This window comes from Streptosporangium sp. H16 (assembly GCF_051918855.1).
In the GTDB taxonomy this organism is placed as follows: domain Bacteria; phylum Actinomycetota; class Actinomycetes; order Streptosporangiales; family Streptosporangiaceae; genus Streptosporangium.
In genome coordinates this window covers 528,865-546,174 of record NZ_JBPXMD010000002.1, presented here as the reverse complement: position 1 = coordinate 546,174, position 17,310 = coordinate 528,865, and the positions used below count along the sequence as shown (strand labels likewise).

Genomic DNA, 17,310 nt, shown 5'->3' with positions numbered 1-17,310 from the left:
GGCTCAGTCGCCGACGATCGCGTCGAGGATCAGGTCGAGCAGCCAGCTGACCAGGCCGACGACGATCGCGCCCCAGAACGCGGCCCAGAAGCCGTCGACGTGGAAGGGCAGCGAGAGCTCGCCGGCGATCCAGCTGGTCAGCAACAGCAGCCCGGCGTTGACCACCAGGGCGAACAGGCCGAGCGTGAGGATGTAGAAGGCGCAGCCGAGCGTCGCGATGATCGGCTTCAGGACCGCGTTGACGATCCCGAAGACGAGAGCGACGGCGATGAGCGTGCCGATCTCCTTGACCGGGGTCTGTGCGGACACCGTGATGCCGTCCACGAACCGGGTCGCCGCCCACAGAGCGGCTGCTACGACCAATATTTTGATGATTACTTTCACGTTTCAGGATCCTCGCATGAATAGCCGGACGGACGGTAGGTTCGCGCCCCTGATGTGGATATATACGCATAACAGGTGTTTTCCGGTCGGCCGCGTGTCCACCGGTCCGGTCACCTCGGGCGACGAGGACGCGGCGGCCGCCACGATCGCCGGGGCGGTGACCCGGCCCGGCTGCCGCGGAAAGTTTCGCATCCGTGACCGTATGCGGTCATGAAAGTGGCGAGATCATGTCAGGTGTGCCGCTCCCCGCCGTGGAGAAACGCCGCCGGATGGGAAAGTCCCAGGTGAGGAGCACGAATCGCCGAGGGGACCTCATCATGTCCAACGCCCGATCATTCACCGGCCGACCGGAGAAGCCGTCCGCCGGAGCCAGGACGGCGCCCGGAACCGGAACCGAGGCCCATTCCGTCCCCAAGCCCGGCCCGCCCCCCAAGCCCGGCCCCCCGCCAAAGCCCGGTCCGCCCAAGCCCGGTCCCCCTCCCAGGCCCGCCCCCGGCCCCGACCCGGGAACAGGACCCGACCCGGGAGCAAGGCCCGACCCGGGAACAGGACCCGACCCGGGAGCAAAGCCCGACCCGGGAACGGGGACCACCGGTCGTACGCCGCGCGGGGAGGGACGTACGGTCTCCAGGGAGATCCGGCTTGCGTCGCGGCCCTCGGGGTGGCCGGCTCCGGAGAACTTCGAAACGGCGGAGGTCGAACTGCCCGCCCCCGCCGAAGGGGAGATCCTCGTTCGTAACCTCTTCATGAGCGTCGACCCGTACATGCGGGGGCGCATGAACGAGGGCAAGTCCTACGTCCCGCCCTTCCAGGTTGGCGAGCCCCTCGACGGCGGCGCGCTCGGCGAGGTCGTCGTGTCACGCGCGCCCGGCCTCGCGCCCGGAGACACCGTCACCCACAGATACGGCTGGCGCGAGTACGCCGTCCTCGACGCGAAGGAGGCCCGCAAGGTCGAGGAGATCCCCGGAGTACCGCTCTCCGCCTACCTGGGCGCGCTGGGCATGACCGGCCTCACCGCGTACGTGGGCCTGCTCGACATCGCCCGCTTCGAGGACGGTGAGGCGGTGTTCGTGTCCGGCGCGGCGGGCGCGGTGGGCAGCATGGCCGGGCAGATCGCCCGGCTGAAGGGCGCCTCGCGCGTGGTGGGCAGCGCCGGGTCACGGGAGAAGGTGACCCACCTGATCCGCGACCTCGGCTTCGACGCCGCCTTCAACTACCGCGACGGCGAGATCCGCGAGCAACTCGCCAGGGCCGCTCCCGGAGGGATCGACGTCTACTTCGACAACGTCGGCGGCGAGCACCTGGAGGCGGCCATCGACGAGCTGAGGACGTACGGCAGGGCCGCGATGTGCGGGTCGATCTCCTCCTACAACGCCACCGAGCCGGTCCCGGGCCCGAGAAACATGGGCCTGACCGTGGGAAAGCGGCTCACCCTGCGCGGATTCATCGTGTCCGACCACCAGGCGCGCCTGCCCGACATGATCACCGAGGTGGGCACCTGGCTCCGCGAGGGCAAGATCACCTTCACCGAGACCGTGGTCGACGGCCTGGAGAACGCCCCGCGGGCGTTCATCGACATGCTCCGCGGGGCCAACACCGGAAAGATGCTGGTCCGGCTGGTGCCTTGACGGTGCATACCGCCAATTGCGCATGATGGCCATATTCTCGGGGCAGAAGGGGCGTGAGGGGGTGGGTCTGTTGGAAACGGACGAGCTTGAGTCGCTGTCGGCCCAGGAACTGCATGATCGCGCGGTCCACTACGCCGTGCACCACGGAGATCTCGGCTTCCTGTGGGAGCTGCTCACGTTGATTCCCGCGGCGGAGGCGTCCGCGGGGAACGAGGACCAGACGACCAACGACCTCAGCCGGGTCTCTGCCCTGCTCAGCGACGCGATGGCCTCGGGCCACGGGGAACTGGGCGAGGCGCTGCGGCCGTTCTACATCGATTACCTGTCCAAACATCCGGAGGCCTGAGGCGGGCCTCGTTCCGGCCCTCACCCGGGCGTTCCTCCCTTCGCGGGCCTCTGTAGGGTGATCCGCAGATCCAGGGGAGGAACGCCATGGCACAGGTGAGAGTGGAGCGGACCGACGACGGGTTCGTGGCGCGCAACGATCGCGGAGCCGAGGTCGCCATGGGCGGCGGCGACGAGCAGGGGGTGTTCACCCCGGTCGAGCTGCTGCTCGCGGCGCTCGGCGGCTGCAACATCGTCACCGTGGAGCCGCTGACGGCCCAGCGCGGCCATCGGATGACCCGCCTGGCGATGACCGTCCAGGCGGAGAAGGTCGAGTCGTCCAGGCTGGGGACGATCACGATCACCTACGACGTGGAGCTGCCCGAGGGGGACGAGAAGGCCGCCGAGGTCCTCCGCGCCGTGGCCCACCGCGTCGAGGAGAAGTACTGCACGGTGAGCCGGGCTCTACGGGACAACATGGAGATCAACCTCGAACTCCCCTGACGGTCCCGCTCCCTCACCGGGGGCTCCCGGCGGGCGCCCGGAACCGATGCGCCCGCGAGCCCGGACCAACGCGCCCGCCCCCTCGGCGGCGTGTTCTCTCATGTCCGCAGGGGCTGACGGCGCTTCGGTGATACCGGGTCAAGGTTGGGTGTAGGCGCAAAATCAACCTTTGGATGACGCGCCCGTTACATTTGGCTAGGTAGTGTTGGTGCAGGTCGAGGGGTCTGCGAAGCCCGGGGGGAGCGTTGCAGAGACTTTTCACCGGATAAGAACGCGAGGGGGATCGCGTTCCTGAGCGGAGCCGCCGAAGTCTTGGGGGAGACGACGGCAAAGCCCGCGAAGAGGCCGGGGCCGGACAGTTGGGGGACTGTCCGGCCCCGAGTCTGTGGAGGACCGGACGGCGTCCGGCCGGTCCGGTTTCTCCAGAAATTTCTCCATAAAACGGACCAGAGCCGGCCGGGATCAACCGGGGTGCGAGCGCGCTGAAGCTGCTGCTAGAGTTACCTCCGTTGCAAGCGCCGCTAGCTCAGTTGGTTAGAGCAGCTGACTCTTAATCAGCGGGTCCGGGGTTCGAGTCCCTGGCGGCGCACAACAATCCAGACCAGCGCGTTCCCGATCACATCGAGGGACGCGCTGGTCTGTTTTTCACCCCGGTCCGTACCGGGCCGGTCGGCCGATGACCGGTGTCGAGCGCGCCCCGAGCACCGGTTCCGGCCCGGTCAGTCGATGTGGTGGTCGGATCTCGCCCTCCTGGCCTCCGCGCCGTCCTCGGAGACCAGTTCCTGGGGCGGCTCCGCGGTCACCTCGTAATCGCTGCGCAGTGTCCGCAGGCGGCCGATGAGATTCTGCACCGTGTGGATCGGCAGGGCCTCCACGTAGCTGCCGACGTCTCCGCCGATGTAGTCGGGGACCGGCATCTTGGCGATCTCGCGGATCATGCGGATCATGGCGACGTTCTCCCTGCCGAGGATGGCGATCTCGGCTTCGAGTTCGAGCACCACGCGCCTGCGCTCGGCGTTGATCCGGACCCCGTCCATCTCGTCCTCGGCCTGCACGATCATGCGTTCCGTGCCGAGCCTCTCCACACGCAGGTCCAGGGCGGCCTGCCGCTGGAGTTCCTCGTTGAGCACCGGGTCGTCGGCCTCGAACGACTCCAGGTTGGTGGCTATCGCGATGACACCCCTGGCCTCCAGGGCCCTGCGGACCTGAGAGGCGAGTTCAACGCGGGCCTTGGCCCATTTCTGCATGAACTCCCCGACATTGCTCGCCGCCGCCATCCCGCTGAAGTAGGAGACGACGGCGGAGCCCAGCACCTTCTCGACGAAACGCTGAACCGGGAGCGGGTCGTGCACCAGGCCGCCCAGCCCGGAGTGGTCGGTGCCGCCGGAAGCGCTGACCAGCCGAGGCGCCGCCTCCTCCGGGATCTTCAACGTCTGGCTCAGTTTCACCCGCACCCTGTGCCCCTGGATGGTGACCGTGATCTGTTCCAGCTCGGCGTCGTAGTTTCTGGCCTCGGAGTCGCTCTTGGCCTTCCACTCCAGGATCAGCTCCCTCGTCGGGATCAGCACCACCCGCACGAACCACGGGTTGAGCGCGCAGCGCATGCCCTCGCCAAGGGTTTCCTCCTGCACGCCGAAGGTTCCTCCCCGCTCGAGGAACACCCACGGACGCCGGAAGCCGTGGTGGCCCGTCACGCGCTGCCCCACCGCGTCCTCTCCCCGCCGGGCGGGCGCGGCGCCTTCGAGGGTCACGACCACGCCCGTGTAACCGACGGGGATGGCGATCTCGTGGAGGTGCGCGGGGGTCAGGCCGTCCCGGGAACTCTCGTGGTTGTCCACGGTGATCACCTGGAACAGCGCGGGGTTGATGTCGTAGTAGGTGCCGCCGGGCAGGATGGCGAGCTGCCTGCCCTGCTCCCCGTGCCCGTCCAGGAACGCCTGGCCGTCCTGGAAGTTGTCGCAGTCGACGTGCCGCCCGAACGACTGGTCCGGCGGGCGGACCCGGCCCGCGTTCGCGATCACCAACCCCACCGTGCCCGGCGGTACGTAGGTGCACGGCGCCAGGGTGACCGTGAACAGGTTGGTGTTGATGTAGTAGGACTGACCCCCGGTCAGCACGTCCACCTGAGGGCCCTGCTCGCCGTCGCCGCACAGGAACGCCTGACCGTCCTGGAAGTCGTCGCAGTCGACCCGGCGGCCCAGCCGCCGCTCCCGCGGTCGTTTCGCGCCCGCATGCGCCTCGACCAGGCCGATCATCCCGGTGGGAACGTGCGTCCAGGGCACGGACTCCACCGTGTAGACCCACGGCAGTAGCCAGCTCGGCGAGTCGGGAGGCAGCGTGCGGGCCTGCGGGCCGCGCATGTCGTACGGCGTGATCTTGGGGTGTTTCCGGTCCCGACGCCCGATTCTGCGGCGCACGAGGCCGACGTGGTCGGGTTCCACCACCACGCGGCCCGCCCACCAGATGTAAGCGCCGATGCCCGGTAACACCAGGAGAACGAGAAGTATCGCCATCACCGCGTGCCCTCCCAGGCGCGAGACCTCAGGTGGACCGCCAGCACGGTCTCGGCCCACTGGTCGTACCAGTCCACGTATCGTTCGTTCTGCGGGTTGCGCAGGGTCGGGAAGAAGCCGATCCGCCCGCCGCCCCGCTCCACGAAGCCGCGGTAGTTGCCCGGTGCGGCGCCGTCCTCGGGGTCGCACCAGCCGCACTCGGTCGCCAGCCCCAGGAACTCCGAGTAGGTCCCGCGGCGCACCCGCGCCAGGCTCGACTGCACCGCGAACCCCTGCCGCCCGTGGCAGCGTTCCGACCACACCGCGTCGACCCCCGCCAGCAGTTCCGACGACAGCCCGCCGCCGTCCTTCTCACGCATCCAGCCCTCGGCCGAGCGGCCCGCCGCCTCCAGCAGGAGGTCGGTGGTGAGCAGGTCCGCGTACCCGAGCTCACCCTCGGCGAGGTAGGCGTCGAGTCGGTGGAGCGAGACCGCGCCGGGGACCCGCACGGCCCGCGCGGCCCGCGCGGTGGGCCGGGCCGGCGGGGTGGGAAACACCTCCACCGGGTTCAGGGGGCTGCCCGCCGCGTCGGCCTCGTGCAACCTGGCCAGCATGGCCAGCTCTTCCCCGCCGAGGAGCCGGCCGTCGCGGGCGTCGACGTACCACGTGGCGGCCAGGTGGTAGTTGCGGCCGCCCAGCAGCAGGATCGGGAAGAACGTCCGCCCGTACGCCCGGGCCTCCAGGATCATGCGGGTGATGTCGTCGGACTCCTGGGACTGCGGGGACATGAGCACGATCACCGCGATGGCGTGCCTCAGCTGCCGCCGGATCACCCAGAACTCCTCGTCGCCCGGCCGGAGATCGCTCAGTGACCAGACCGGGAGCCCCGCCGCGTGGAGCTGGGCCGCGAGCCGCCGCCCGTACTCCGCGTCGGCCGCCACGTAGCAGACCACGATCCGGTGCCGGTCGGGTTCGGTGATGGGCCGTGGACGCGACGGGAGCCCCGCCCACAGGTTCTCCCACGGCACGGGGCCGCCGACCTCCGGTTCCAGTCCCAGGACGGCGGCGGCGAGCTCGGCGACCTTTTCCTCGTAGCGGCGCCCGCTCACGTCGCGAAAGTCCCGCCAGACCCGGTTCTCGGTGGACGGCGCGAGGGGCAGCTCGCCGATCAGGACCGGGATGAAGCGCAGGCCGCGCGTGGCCGACGCCCGCGCCAGCGCCGCGTACTCCTCGAGCGCCCTGGGCGAGGCGGCGGACGCGGGGCTGACGATCGCGATCCCGTTGCGCGACTCGCGAATGGCCGCGTCGACCTTGTGCACGACCACGTCTCCGGGAAGGAGGCTCCACTCGTCAAAGAAGATCTTCACCCCGTGGCGGGCGAGCCGTTCGGCCAGCTTTCCGGCCCATTCGGCGTCCTCGCGGGCGTAGGAGATGAAAACGTCGATCAATTGACGACCCTCCTCTGCGAGGAAATCTGCGACCACGGACCGCCTTGCGAATATTACTGGTGAAAGGTAGCGGTCGGATACTGTTTTCTGGGAGGTAAGCCATCAATCCGGGTAGTGGGTCTTTGCCGTCTTTCCCGTTATCGTGATAATTTTCGCTTTCGTCGCATTTGACCATATAAGCGGCTTATTTCGGCCCGGGAAGGACGATCCTCTGGGCCGCTGGATCCTTGCCCTCTGCCAGGCGAGGGGCATGATCTGGGTGCCGCCCGCGTCCGGGACATCCCGCGCGCCGGAACAGACCGGAACCATCACCCTGGCCGATGAATTGTTCGGTCGAAATGGGCTGACGCCACGCTCTTGGTGATTCTCGTGAAATTCGCCGAGTGAGATCACCTCGCATGCTCGATGCCGGGGAAGAGTCGCCGGCCTACGGAAGATCCGGCGGCAGATCTGGTCGAATGAGTCCAAAAGGGCGCGTATCGGATCAGTCGGACCAGCCGGCCGGGTTCGAAAACGACTCGCGGGAGATGCCCGACCCGGTCTTCGGAAAGGGTCCGTGGCGCTCGCGGTGCAGGTGGGCGAAGAAGTAACACATCTCCTCGCACTCGGCGTCCAACTGGCGATGGTCGGATCGGCCGGCCACCTGTACCGACCGGGTCACGCCGCGAACCGTCGAGGAGCCCGGTCACGGGCACGACCGGGCTCCTGTTCCAGATCAGCGGATGGTCCGGGTCATCGGATCCTCACCGGGCTGGTCCGGTCGGCGCGTCGTCCCCGGCCCGGAGCGCACCGCTTCGCCGGGCCCTTCCCCGTCGTGATCCGAAGTCGTGATCCGAAGTCATGGCCCGGGTTTTGCCCCGGGGTCCTGCTCCGGGCTCGTGGTCCGGAGCGGAGCGAACAGGCGTGTCGACCACCGGCGATTTGGCGATCATGAAGGGAGCGCTCCCTGGCAAAGGGTGATTGCGTTCACGTTTCCTGTCAACGGCAGGCCCCACCCGGCCCGCCGGCGGGCGGCACGAAACCGGGAAAGCGCTTCCTCGAAGAGCTCCCGATTCGACCAGGTCAGTGGCGCCTGGCACGGTACAAAAGGCCCTCAGGGAACGTTCCCTGAAATGCGCCGGTGTGCGCCCGTGGTGTGCGGGCTGTTTCCGTCAGGTTAAACAGCCCCTTGACAACGATTGTCGAGCAAGAGCAATCTCGGGTTGGGAGAGCGCTCCCTCAGCTTTTTCCTCGGTGTCCCCGCCAGGGATACCGAACCCCCCGTCCCGAGACCTTGACCACCGGTTTCACCCCCCACAGAGACCTGGAGTCTCGCCCATGGCCTCGCTCCGCCGATGGTTACCACCCCTGACCGCTCTCCTCACCCTCACCGCCCTCCTGCACCCGCTCCCGGCCACCGCGACGGCAACCAACGCGGCTTTGGCGAGCGCGGCCGCCCCGCCCGTCGACCCCACCAAGTTCCAGCAGGTCACGCTGGCCAAGGGGGTCGCCGAGGTGGGAGAGCCCATGACGATGGCGGTGCTGCCCGACCGCTCCGTCCTGCACACCGCCCGCGACGGCACGGTCCGGATCACCGACGCCGCCGGGAACACCAAGGTGTCGGGCAAGCTCTCCGTCTACTTCAACGACGAGGAGGGCATGCAGGGCATCGGCGTCGACCCCGGCTTCGCCACGAACCGGTTCGTCTACCTCTACTACGCGCCGCCGCTGTCGACGCCGCCGAACGGCTCCCCGCCGGACGGCACCCCGGCGGAGTTCGCGCGTTTCGACGGCGTCAACCGGCTCTCGCGCTTCAGGCTGAACACCGACGGCACCCTCGACCTCGCGAGCGAGAAGAGCGTCCTGGAGGTGAGGGCGAGCCGCGGCGCCTGCTGCCACGTCGGCGGCGACATCGACTTCGACGCCGCGGGCAACCTCTACCTGACCACCGGTGACGACAGCGAGCCCGGGTTCAACGACGGTTACGCCCCCCTGGACGACAGGCCGAACCGCAACCCCGCGCTCGACGCGCAGCGCGGCGCGGCCAACACCAACGACCTGCGCGGCAAGGTGCTCCGCATCAAGGTCAACGCCGACGGGTCGTACTCGATCCCGGCCGGGAACATGTTCGCCCCGGGAACCGCGAACACCCGCCCGGAGATCTACGCGATGGGCTTCCGCAACCCGTTCCGGATGAGCGTCGACAAGGCGACCGGCGTCGTCTACCTCGGCGACTACGGCCCCGACGCCGGCACCGCCGGTCCCCGCGGGCCCGGCGGCCAGGTCGAGTTCAACCGGATCACTGGGCCCGGCTTCTTCGGCTGGCCGTACTGCACCGGCGACAACACCCCGGCCGAGACCTACGCCCGCTACAACTACGACACCTCGACGATCGGCGCGAAGTACGACTGCGCGGGCGGTCCGGAGAACACCTCGCTCAAGAACACCGGCCTGGTCAAGCTGCCCGCGGCCAAGCCCGCCTGGATCACCTACGACGGCTGCACCCTGGTTCCGGAGTTCGGCTGCGGCGCCGAGTCGCCGATGGGCGGCGTCGTCTACCGCTACTCCGCCGCGCTGAACTCGCCGGTCAAGTTCCCGCAGTCGCTCGACGGGCACTTCCTCGCCGGTGAGCTCCAGCGTCAGTGGATCAAGGACATCGAGGTCAACGCGAACGGCACCAGGGGCACCATCCAGCCCTTCCCCTGGTCGGGCAAGCTGGTGATGGACATGGCGTTCGGCCCCGACGGCGCCCTTTACGTGCTCGACTACGGCACCGGCTGGTTCAACGGCAACCAGGACTCGGCGCTGTACCGCATCGAGCACATCGGCGCCGGCGGGCGGGCGCCCATCGCCAAGGCGACCGCCGACAAGGTCTCCGGGAAGGCGCCGCTGACCGTGGCGTTCTCCTCGGCGGGCAGCTCCGACCCGGATGGCGACGCGCTCACCTACTCCTGGGCGTTCGGCGACGGCGGCACCTCCAACGCGGCCAATCCCACCCACACCTACACCACCGACGGCAGGCGGATCGTCACGCTGACCGTGCGGGACGGCACCGGCAACACCGCGACGGCCAACGTCGAGATCAACGTCGGCAACACCGCGCCCGTCGTGAGGATCGACCTGCCGCTCAACGGGCAGGTGTTCGGCTTCGGCGACGCCGTGCCGTACCGGATCACGGTGACCGACGCGGAGGACACGACGATCGACTGCGCGAAGGTGAAGATGACCTACATCCTTGGTCACGACACGCACGGGCACCCGATGGCCACCGCCAACGGCTGCTCGGGCACGATCCAGACGCCCGGCAACGGCGAGCACGACGGGGCCGCCAACCTGTTCGGGGTATGGGACGCCGAGTACACCGACGCGGGCGGGCTCACCACCCACACCCAGCACGTCACCCAGCCGAGGAACCGGCAGGCCGAGCACTACACCACCTCCCAGGGGGTGGTCCAGTACGACAAGCCGGCCGCGCACGGGGCGAAGACCGTGGGCAGCATCGAGAACGGCGACTGGATCTCCTTCGACCCCTACGTCCTGAGCGGCGCCACCAGGCTCACCGCCCGGGTCTCCTCCGCCGGGGTCGGCGGGACGATCCAGGTCAGGGCGGGGTCGGCGACCGGGACCCTGCTGGGCACCGCCACCGTGGCACCGACCGGCGGGTGGGAGACGTTCGTCGACGTCTCCACCACCCTGACGAACGCCCCGGCGGGAACCACCAGGCTCTTCCTGGTCTTCGCCGGGGGGACGGGCCCGCTGTTCGACGTGGACGACTTCACCCTGACCACCGGGACGGGCCCGCCCACCGGCACGCTGCTGTCGGCGGGGCGTCCTGTCACCGCGTCCTCGACGGAGAACGCCGCCTCGGCGGGGTCCAACGCGGTGGACGGCAACCTCGGCACCCGCTGGTCGTCGGCGTTCTCCGATCCGCAGTGGATCTCGGTGGACCTGGGTACGGCCAGGCAGGTGAACCGGGTGAGGCTGCAGTGGGAGGCCGCCTACGGCACGGCGTACCGGATCGAGACCTCGGCCAACGGCACGACCTGGTCGCAGGTGCACGCGACGACCGCCGGTGACGGCGGCGTGGACGACGTGAGCTTCGCCGCGACGAGCGCCCGCTACGTGCGGGTGTACGGCACGCAGCGGGCTACCCAGTACGGCTACTCCCTGTGGGAAATGGAGGTCTACGGTGCGTAATGTCATCGCGGTCGTCACCGCGTTCTTCGTCGTCATGATTGGTCTGGTGGCTCCGGCCATGGCCGCGGATCCGGCGTACAAGGTCCTGGTCTTCTCCAAGACGGCCGGGTTCCGGCACGACGCCATCCCCGCGGGCATCACCGCGCTGCGCGGACTGGCGACCGAGAACGGCTTCACCGTCGACGCCACCGAGGACGCCGGCGCCTTCACCACGGCGAACCTGGCCCAGTACCGGGCGGTCGTCTTCCTGCTGACCACCGGCGACGTGCTCAACGCCACGCAGCAGACGGCGTTCGAGTCCTACATCGCCGGCGGCGGCGGATACGTGGGCGTCCACGCCGCGGCCGACACCGAGTACGACTGGCCCTGGTACGGCAACCTCGTCGGCGCCTACTTCGCCTCCCACCCCGCCATCCAGCAGGTGACCGTACGGGTGGAGGACCGCACGCACCCCTCGACGGCCCACCTCCCGGCGAACTGGGTGCGCACCGACGAGCTGTACAACTACCGCACCAACCCCCGCTCCACCGCCCACGTGCTCGCCACGCTGGACGAGTCGACCTACTCCGGCGGGTCGATGGGGGCCGACCACCCGATCTCCTGGTGCAAGGCCTACCAGGGCGGCAGGTCCTGGTACACCGGCCTCGGCCACACCATCGCGTCCTACACCGAGCCGAACTTCCGGGCGCACCTGTACGGCGGGCTCCGCTACGCGGCCGGGGTCGTCTCGGGCGACTGCGGGACCACCCCGAACCCGACGCCCACCCCGACGCCCACTCCCACGCCGAGCCCGGGTGTCGTGCTGCTGTCGTCCGGGCGTCCGGTCACCACCTCCTCCACGGAGAACGGGGCGTTCGTCGGGAGCAACGCGGTGGACGGCAACGGCGGCACCCGCTGGTCGTCGGCGTTCTCGGACCCGCAGTGGATCTCGGTGGACCTGGGTACGGTCAGGCAGGTCAGTCGGGTGAGGCTGCAGTGGGAGGCCGCCTACGGCAGGGCGTACCGGATCGAGACCTCGGCCAACGGCACGACCTGGACGCAGGCGCACGCCACGACCACCGGTGACGGCGGCGTGGACGACGTGAGCTTCACCGCGACCAGTGCTCGATACGTGCGGGTGTACGGCACCCAGCGCGCGACCCCGTACGGCTATTCCTTGTGGGAGCTGGAGGTCTACGGCAGATAGGCCGCCGGGGCCGCGAGGTCTCCTGCTCTTTCCTGGACGAGAATCCCAGGCCGGTTCACCGGCCTGGGATTCTCGGCGTTTCCGGGCGGTCTATTAACAATGTGAAAAATGTTGAAAGAAAGGATTGTTCGGTGACGAACAGCGGTGACGCCGGGCGCCTGCAAATCCGCCGCCGGCACGGTGAGGAAGGCCGCCGACGGCACGCGTTCCCCGTCCGTCTGATCAGGTTTCCGACCCCGCCCGGTCCTAGCTGACCGAGTGGGTGATGACGGCACTGTAGGTCCCGGCGATCACCTGAGGGGGCAGCGTCACGGTGATCGTCGGGTTCCAGGTGGCGGAGTTGTTCCCGGTGCCGTCGGAGGCCGAGAAGGCGGTGCGGGTGGAGCCGAGGTCTCCGGTGGTCCCGGGGGTGAACGTCGCGTCGCCGGTCGTGGCCGTGGCAGGGCCCGGCGAGTAGGTGATGGACTCCTTCGGGATGGTCTCGGGCGCGGTGGCGCCACCGGTGGTGAAGTCCGTCGCGTTGACCGTCGCGATCCAGGAGGCGTCGAGGGAGTCACGGGCGTCGTCCACGGTGACGTCACCGAGCTGAGCCGACACGGTGGGGCTTCCGGCCACCACGGATCCCAGGTTCGCGGTGCCCGGCACGCTGATGGAGAGAGCGCCGGCGGGTTTGGTGATGGTGTTGGTGTCCAGGGTGACGGCGCCGTCGCGGGCCAGGACGCGGCCGTTCACGCTCACCCCGGTCGTCACGGTGATCGAGGTCAGCGCCAGAACGTTGCCGGCCAAACTGGAACCGGTCCCCAACGTGGCCGAACTGCCGACCTGCCAGAAGACGTTACGCGCCTGAGCACCACCGGTCAGCACCACCGTGCTCGCCGAGGCGGTGATGAGCGTCGACGCCGCCTGGAAGACGAACACCGCGCCGGAATCACCCTGAGCGTCCAGGGTCAGCGTGCCGGTGATACCGAACGTGCCCGCGGCGGAGGTGTACACACCCGGCGTCACCGTCGTCCCACCCAGCTCCGTCCCCACCGTGGCCGCGGGAGTACGCGAGGCCGCATCATCGTAGGCGGCCACCAGATCCACCTTGGCCTGCGCCGCGACCGCGTCGGCCGCATGGATCGCACCGTTCACCGTCCCCGGCGGAAACCCCGTCACCGCCGTCCCCGGACTCAACCCCAGATCACCGGTGACGACCGTGGCACCGGTATTGGTGACCGTACTACCCGCCAGAACCGCGAAGGCCCCCGCCGTACCCAGACCCACCGGCGCCACCTCCGCGCCCGCGGCACCAGGCACCGCGACCACACACCCGAACCCCACCAAGACGGCAAGAACCCCCACCAGCAGGGAGGTCCCGGATCGACCGGCCCGTGCCGGAAGGGCCGCTCCCGCCTTCGGCACTCCTGCCGGAAGGGAGGCTCCCGTCTCAGGCACCCCGGCCGGCCTCGAAACCCCGATGCGCTGCGGCACGGCCGACGGAAGACTTCTCATACGTCCCTCATCCCTGGACTGGTTTCAGACGGGAGGAGACCTCGGTGGCCGTGGATTCCGGTGGTGGGTCCGCGGCCGGACGACAAGCCCGTTATAGCACTCGACCAGGCCGGTACGTCGGTGACGTGCTGTACGGACGACAGACCGTGCGGGCGATCTGTCATCAGGCCTTGCACGTCTCTCGTGATTCCGGAAGACCCGGGCTCGCTCTGACCACATGAGGTCACGGCGAAAAGCTGGCGAGGATTGACGTTGACTCAGGTCCGACTATCACCCAGATTTCGGGCATTCCTGTTTTTCGGGGGATGTACGGAGGTTGCAATGAAACGTGCGAGATTAGCCATTCTCGCAATCGCGGTCCTGCTGCTTGGCCTGGTCGTGAGCACGCCCGCGGCGGCGGTACCCGATCCACCCGCCGGCGACGACGGAGTACACGTCTACGTCGGCGAGCTCACCGCGCAGCAGCTGGACGCGCTGCTGAAGTCGGGCGTCGACCGCGAGGAACTGCGCATCACCAAGTCCGCGAACGGCAAGAAGGTCAGCGTCGAGGCGATCCTCGGCGCGGCCCAGGCGGAGCAGCTCCACAAGGCGGGCCTCGGCCTGAAGGTCCAGCGGTCCGCGGTGGCGAGCAGGCAGGCGGCCAAGGGGGACGGCGTCTTCAAGCCGTACAGCGGCGCCGGAGGCATCCGCGAGCAGATCGTCAACGCGGCGAACGCCAAGCCGAACATCGCCAAGGTCGTCGACTTCGGCACCACCGTCAAGGGGCAGCCGCTCACCGCGATCAAGGTGACCAAGAACGCGCGGCAGCTCAAGGACGGGGCGCGCAAGGCCGTGCTCTACATGTCCGCCCAGCACGCCCGCGAGTGGATCACCCCGGAGATGAACCGCAGGCTCCTGCTCCACTATCTGAACGGCTACGGCACCAACCCCGAGATCACCAAGCTGGTCGACACCGTCGAGCTCTGGTTCATCCCGGTCTCCAACCCCGACGGCTACGACCACAGCTTCACCGAAGGCAACCGCCTCTGGCGCAAGAACCTCCGCGACAACAACGGCGACGGTCAGATCACCAGCGCCGACGGCGTCGACCTGAACCGTAACTTCGCCTACAAGTGGGGCTACGACAACGAGGGCTCCTCCGAGAACCCGGCCAGCCAGACCTACCGGGGCCCGAGCGCGCAGTCGGAGCCCGAGACCAGGGCGGTCGACAACCTCGCCAAGCGGGTCGACTTCACCTACATCCTCAACTACCACTCGGCCGCCCAGCTGCTGCTGTACGGCATCGGCTGGCAGCAGGCCACCCCCTCTCCCGACGACCTCATCTTCGAGGCGCTGCTCGGTGACGACGCGACGCCCGCCGTACCCGGCTACGACCCCGACATCGGCGCCGAGCTCTACACGACCAACGGCGAGACCGACGGTCACATGACCAACAAGCACGACGCACTGACGATCACACCGGAGATGACCACCTGCGAGGTGGCGGTCGAGAGCGTGCCGGACGACGAGTGGACGCTCGCCGACTGCGCGGGCGGCCTGGGCTTCACCTTCCCCGACAGCGAGGCCCTGATCCAGGCGGAGTTCGCCAAGAACGTCCCGCTCGCGGTCGACCTCGCCAAGTCCGTGAAGACCCCCGACTCCCCGGTCTCCCCGGTGAACCGCACGGTCCCCGACTTCCGGCCCGACAGCTTCACCGTCTCGTACGGCGACCCGCAGCCGGTGGCCGTGACCATGCGGCGCTCCCTGCTGACCAAGCAGCTGCGCTTCCGGATCAACGGCGGCCCCGTGCGCCTGCGCGGCCTCAGCGAGTGGAACGGCGGCGAGCGCTACGGCGACGAGAACGACCTGTACTTCGCCGAGTACCGCTCCAAGGTGGAGGGCGCCAAACCGGGCGACAAGGTCGAGGTCTGGTTCACCGGCTACAAACCCGGCACCGGGACCGTGGAGAGCCAGCACTTCACGTACAAGCTGGAAAAAAAGTCCAAGGCCAAGGTGCTCGTCGTGGCGAACGAGGACTACACCGGCTTCAACCCGGACTACCCGGCGTCGGTGACCGCGCCGAAGTACGCGGCGCAGTACAAGCAGGCGCTGCAGACCGCCGGATACTCCTCGGAGACGTGGGACGTCGACGCCCAGGGCGTGCCGCACCACCTCGGGGTGCTCGGCCACTTCAAGGCGGTGGCCTGGTACCTCGGTGACGACCGGCTCGCGATGGACGCCCAGGACGTGGAGACCGAGACCCCGTTCGGCCCGCTTCCCGACATGGACGTCAAGAGGCAGCAGCAGGACCTGACCGTCTCGGTCCGCGACTACCTCAACGAGGGAGGCAAGCTGCTCCACACCGGGGAGACCGCCGCGTACTTCGGCTTCTTCGGCAGCAGCCTCGGCGGCATCTACTACGGCCTGGACGGCGCGCCGGACTCCGACTGCGTCATCACCAGCCAGGACGGCTTCTTCGAGGAGTGCCTCATCCTCGCCGACGACTTCGCCCAGTACTACCTCGGTGTCTACGGCCGCAACCCGCGCGTCGGGCCGACCGGCTTCACCGGCACCGGTCCCGGGCTGAACGGCACGAGCGGCACCTTCGGCGGCCAGGCGGTCGCCGACAACCCGCTGGACGAGGCGGGCACCCTGCAGGTGACCAGCGACACGCTGCCACCCGCGCAGTTCCCGCAGTTCAAGAGCTCGGCCGCGGCCGACTACATCGGGGCGACCGGTCCGTTCGACCCGGTCGAGGGCGGCTGGTACGTGGCGGGCCCGCACACCGACGACGCGTACAAGAGGCTGACGCGCACGATCGACCTGGCGGCGGTCTCCGCCGCGCAGCAGCCCAAGCTCCAGTTCCAGCTCTCGTACAACACCGAGCAGGGCTATGACAACGTCATCGTCGAGGCGCACACGGTCGGCCAGGACAACTGGACGACCCTGCCCGACCTCAACGGCGGCACCGCCACCGACGTCCCGACCGAGTGCGAGGCCGGCTTCCTGCTGGACGAGCACCCGTGGCTGCTGCGCTACCTGACCCCGGGCAACCCCTGCACGCCGACCGGGACAAGCGGTTCCTGGAACGCCTTCACCGGTGACTCCGGCGGCTGGCAGCAGGTGGCCTTCGACCTGTCCGCGTACGCGGGCCAGCAGGTCGAGGTGTCGATCAGCTACGTGACCGACCCCGGCAGCGGCGGCGTCGGCGCGTTCGTGGACGACACCAGGGTCACCACCACCGGTGGCCAGCTCGACGCCGAGGGCTTCGAGTCCGGTCTCGGCGCCTGGGCGATCCCCGGACCGCCTCCGGGCAGCCCGGCGAACGCCGGCGACTTCGCCAGGGCCCAGGCCGACAAGACGGCGGCCGTCTCGACGAAGGACACCGTGTTCCTCGGCTTCGGCCTGGAGCAGGTGGCCTCCCCGGCCGAGCGCGCCGCGACCATCAAGAAGATCATGAAGCACCTGATCGGGTAACCGGGTTGTCCCACCGGTAACCCGACCGCGAGGCCGGGCGTCACACACGTGGCGCCCGGCCTTCGCGCGTACGGGGCTCTCTGTTCGGGTGCGTCCGCCATGCTCGCCCCGCGCGTGTGCGTTTTGCGCTTTGGCGCGCGAGGGGCTTTCACCGAGGCCATGAATGTGTCGCCTACCCGCTGAGGGTCCGGCTCCTTGAGAGACCTACCACCGGGGCC

The 17,310-nt window shown here is 69.0% G+C and carries 11 protein-coding genes and 1 tRNA gene; 7 read left to right on the top strand and 5 right to left on the bottom strand.

The window, feature by feature from the left end:
- Nucleotides 1–3: 3 nt before the first annotated feature.
- The gene (locus ACTOQ2_RS05440; RefSeq protein WP_440072369.1) at nt 4–384 is read right to left on the bottom strand and encodes a phage holin family protein; all 381 of its coding nucleotides are present in this window, start codon (nt 382–384) and stop codon (nt 4–6) included.
- A gap of 635 nt (nt 385–1,019) precedes the next feature.
- Here ACTOQ2_RS05440 and ACTOQ2_RS05435 point away from each other — a divergent pair.
- The 4 genes from ACTOQ2_RS05435 to ACTOQ2_RS05420 all read left to right on the top strand — a co-directional run bounded on the left by ACTOQ2_RS05435 (nt 1,020) and on the right by ACTOQ2_RS05420 (nt 3,429).
- The gene (locus ACTOQ2_RS05435) at nt 1,020–2,012 is read left to right on the top strand and encodes an NADP-dependent oxidoreductase (protein ID WP_440098681.1); all 993 of its coding nucleotides are present in this window, start codon (nt 1,020–1,022) and stop codon (nt 2,010–2,012) included.
- A gap of 61 nt (nt 2,013–2,073) precedes the next feature.
- Complete coding sequence (locus ACTOQ2_RS05430) at nt 2,074–2,358, top strand: hypothetical protein (RefSeq protein WP_440072370.1); 285 nt, start codon at nt 2,074–2,076, stop codon at nt 2,356–2,358.
- Nucleotides 2,359–2,444: 86 nt separating this feature from the next.
- Nucleotides 2,445–2,840, top strand: a complete 396-nt coding sequence (locus ACTOQ2_RS05425) for an OsmC family protein (RefSeq protein ID WP_362693323.1) — start codon at nt 2,445–2,447, stop codon at nt 2,838–2,840.
- A gap of 515 nt (nt 2,841–3,355) precedes the next feature.
- A tRNA-Lys gene (locus ACTOQ2_RS05420) sits at nt 3,356–3,429 on the top strand.
- Nucleotides 3,430–3,559: 130 nt separating this feature from the next.
- Here the strand turns inward: ACTOQ2_RS05420 and ACTOQ2_RS05415 are convergent.
- The 3 genes from ACTOQ2_RS05415 to ACTOQ2_RS05405 all read right to left on the bottom strand — a co-directional run bounded on the left by ACTOQ2_RS05415 (nt 3,560) and on the right by ACTOQ2_RS05405 (nt 7,441).
- Nucleotides 3,560–5,353, bottom strand: coding sequence for an SPFH domain-containing protein (locus ACTOQ2_RS05415; RefSeq protein WP_440098608.1), 1,794 nt, complete (start codon nt 5,351–5,353; stop codon nt 3,560–3,562).
- Nucleotides 5,353–6,780, bottom strand: a complete 1,428-nt coding sequence (locus ACTOQ2_RS05410) for a toll/interleukin-1 receptor domain-containing protein (RefSeq protein ID WP_440098607.1) — start codon at nt 6,778–6,780, stop codon at nt 5,353–5,355. The genes ACTOQ2_RS05415 and ACTOQ2_RS05410 overlap by 1 nt, the downstream gene beginning before the upstream one ends.
- A 484-nt stretch (nt 6,781–7,264) precedes the next feature.
- Nucleotides 7,265–7,441 (bottom strand): hypothetical protein, encoded by a 177-nt coding sequence (locus ACTOQ2_RS05405; RefSeq protein ID WP_440098606.1) that lies wholly within the window; start codon nt 7,439–7,441, stop codon nt 7,265–7,267.
- Nucleotides 7,442–8,097: 656 nt separating this feature from the next.
- Here ACTOQ2_RS05405 and ACTOQ2_RS05400 point away from each other — a divergent pair.
- Together ACTOQ2_RS05400 and ACTOQ2_RS05395 are read left to right on the top strand one after the other, a co-directional pair.
- Nucleotides 8,098–10,956, top strand: coding sequence for a PQQ-dependent sugar dehydrogenase (locus ACTOQ2_RS05400; protein ID WP_440098605.1), 2,859 nt, complete (start codon nt 8,098–8,100; stop codon nt 10,954–10,956).
- Complete coding sequence (locus ACTOQ2_RS05395) at nt 10,949–12,142, top strand: ThuA domain-containing protein (RefSeq protein WP_440098604.1); 1,194 nt, start codon at nt 10,949–10,951, stop codon at nt 12,140–12,142. Before ACTOQ2_RS05400 ends, ACTOQ2_RS05395 begins: the two co-directional genes overlap by 8 nt.
- A gap of 246 nt (nt 12,143–12,388) precedes the next feature.
- Here ACTOQ2_RS05395 and ACTOQ2_RS05390 read toward each other — a convergent pair whose 3' ends face one another.
- Nucleotides 12,389–13,408: an ice-binding family protein gene (locus tag ACTOQ2_RS05390; protein WP_440098603.1), complete on the bottom strand. Its 1,020-nt coding sequence runs from the start codon at nt 13,406–13,408 to the stop codon at nt 12,389–12,391.
- Between the two features lie 549 nt (nt 13,409–13,957).
- On the opposite strand from ACTOQ2_RS05390, the gene ACTOQ2_RS05385 reads away from it, so the two are divergent.
- Entirely contained in the window at nt 13,958–17,092 is a 3,135-nt protein-coding gene (locus tag ACTOQ2_RS05385) for a M14 family zinc carboxypeptidase (protein ID WP_440098602.1), read from the top strand.
- Nucleotides 17,093–17,310 lie beyond the last annotated feature (218 nt).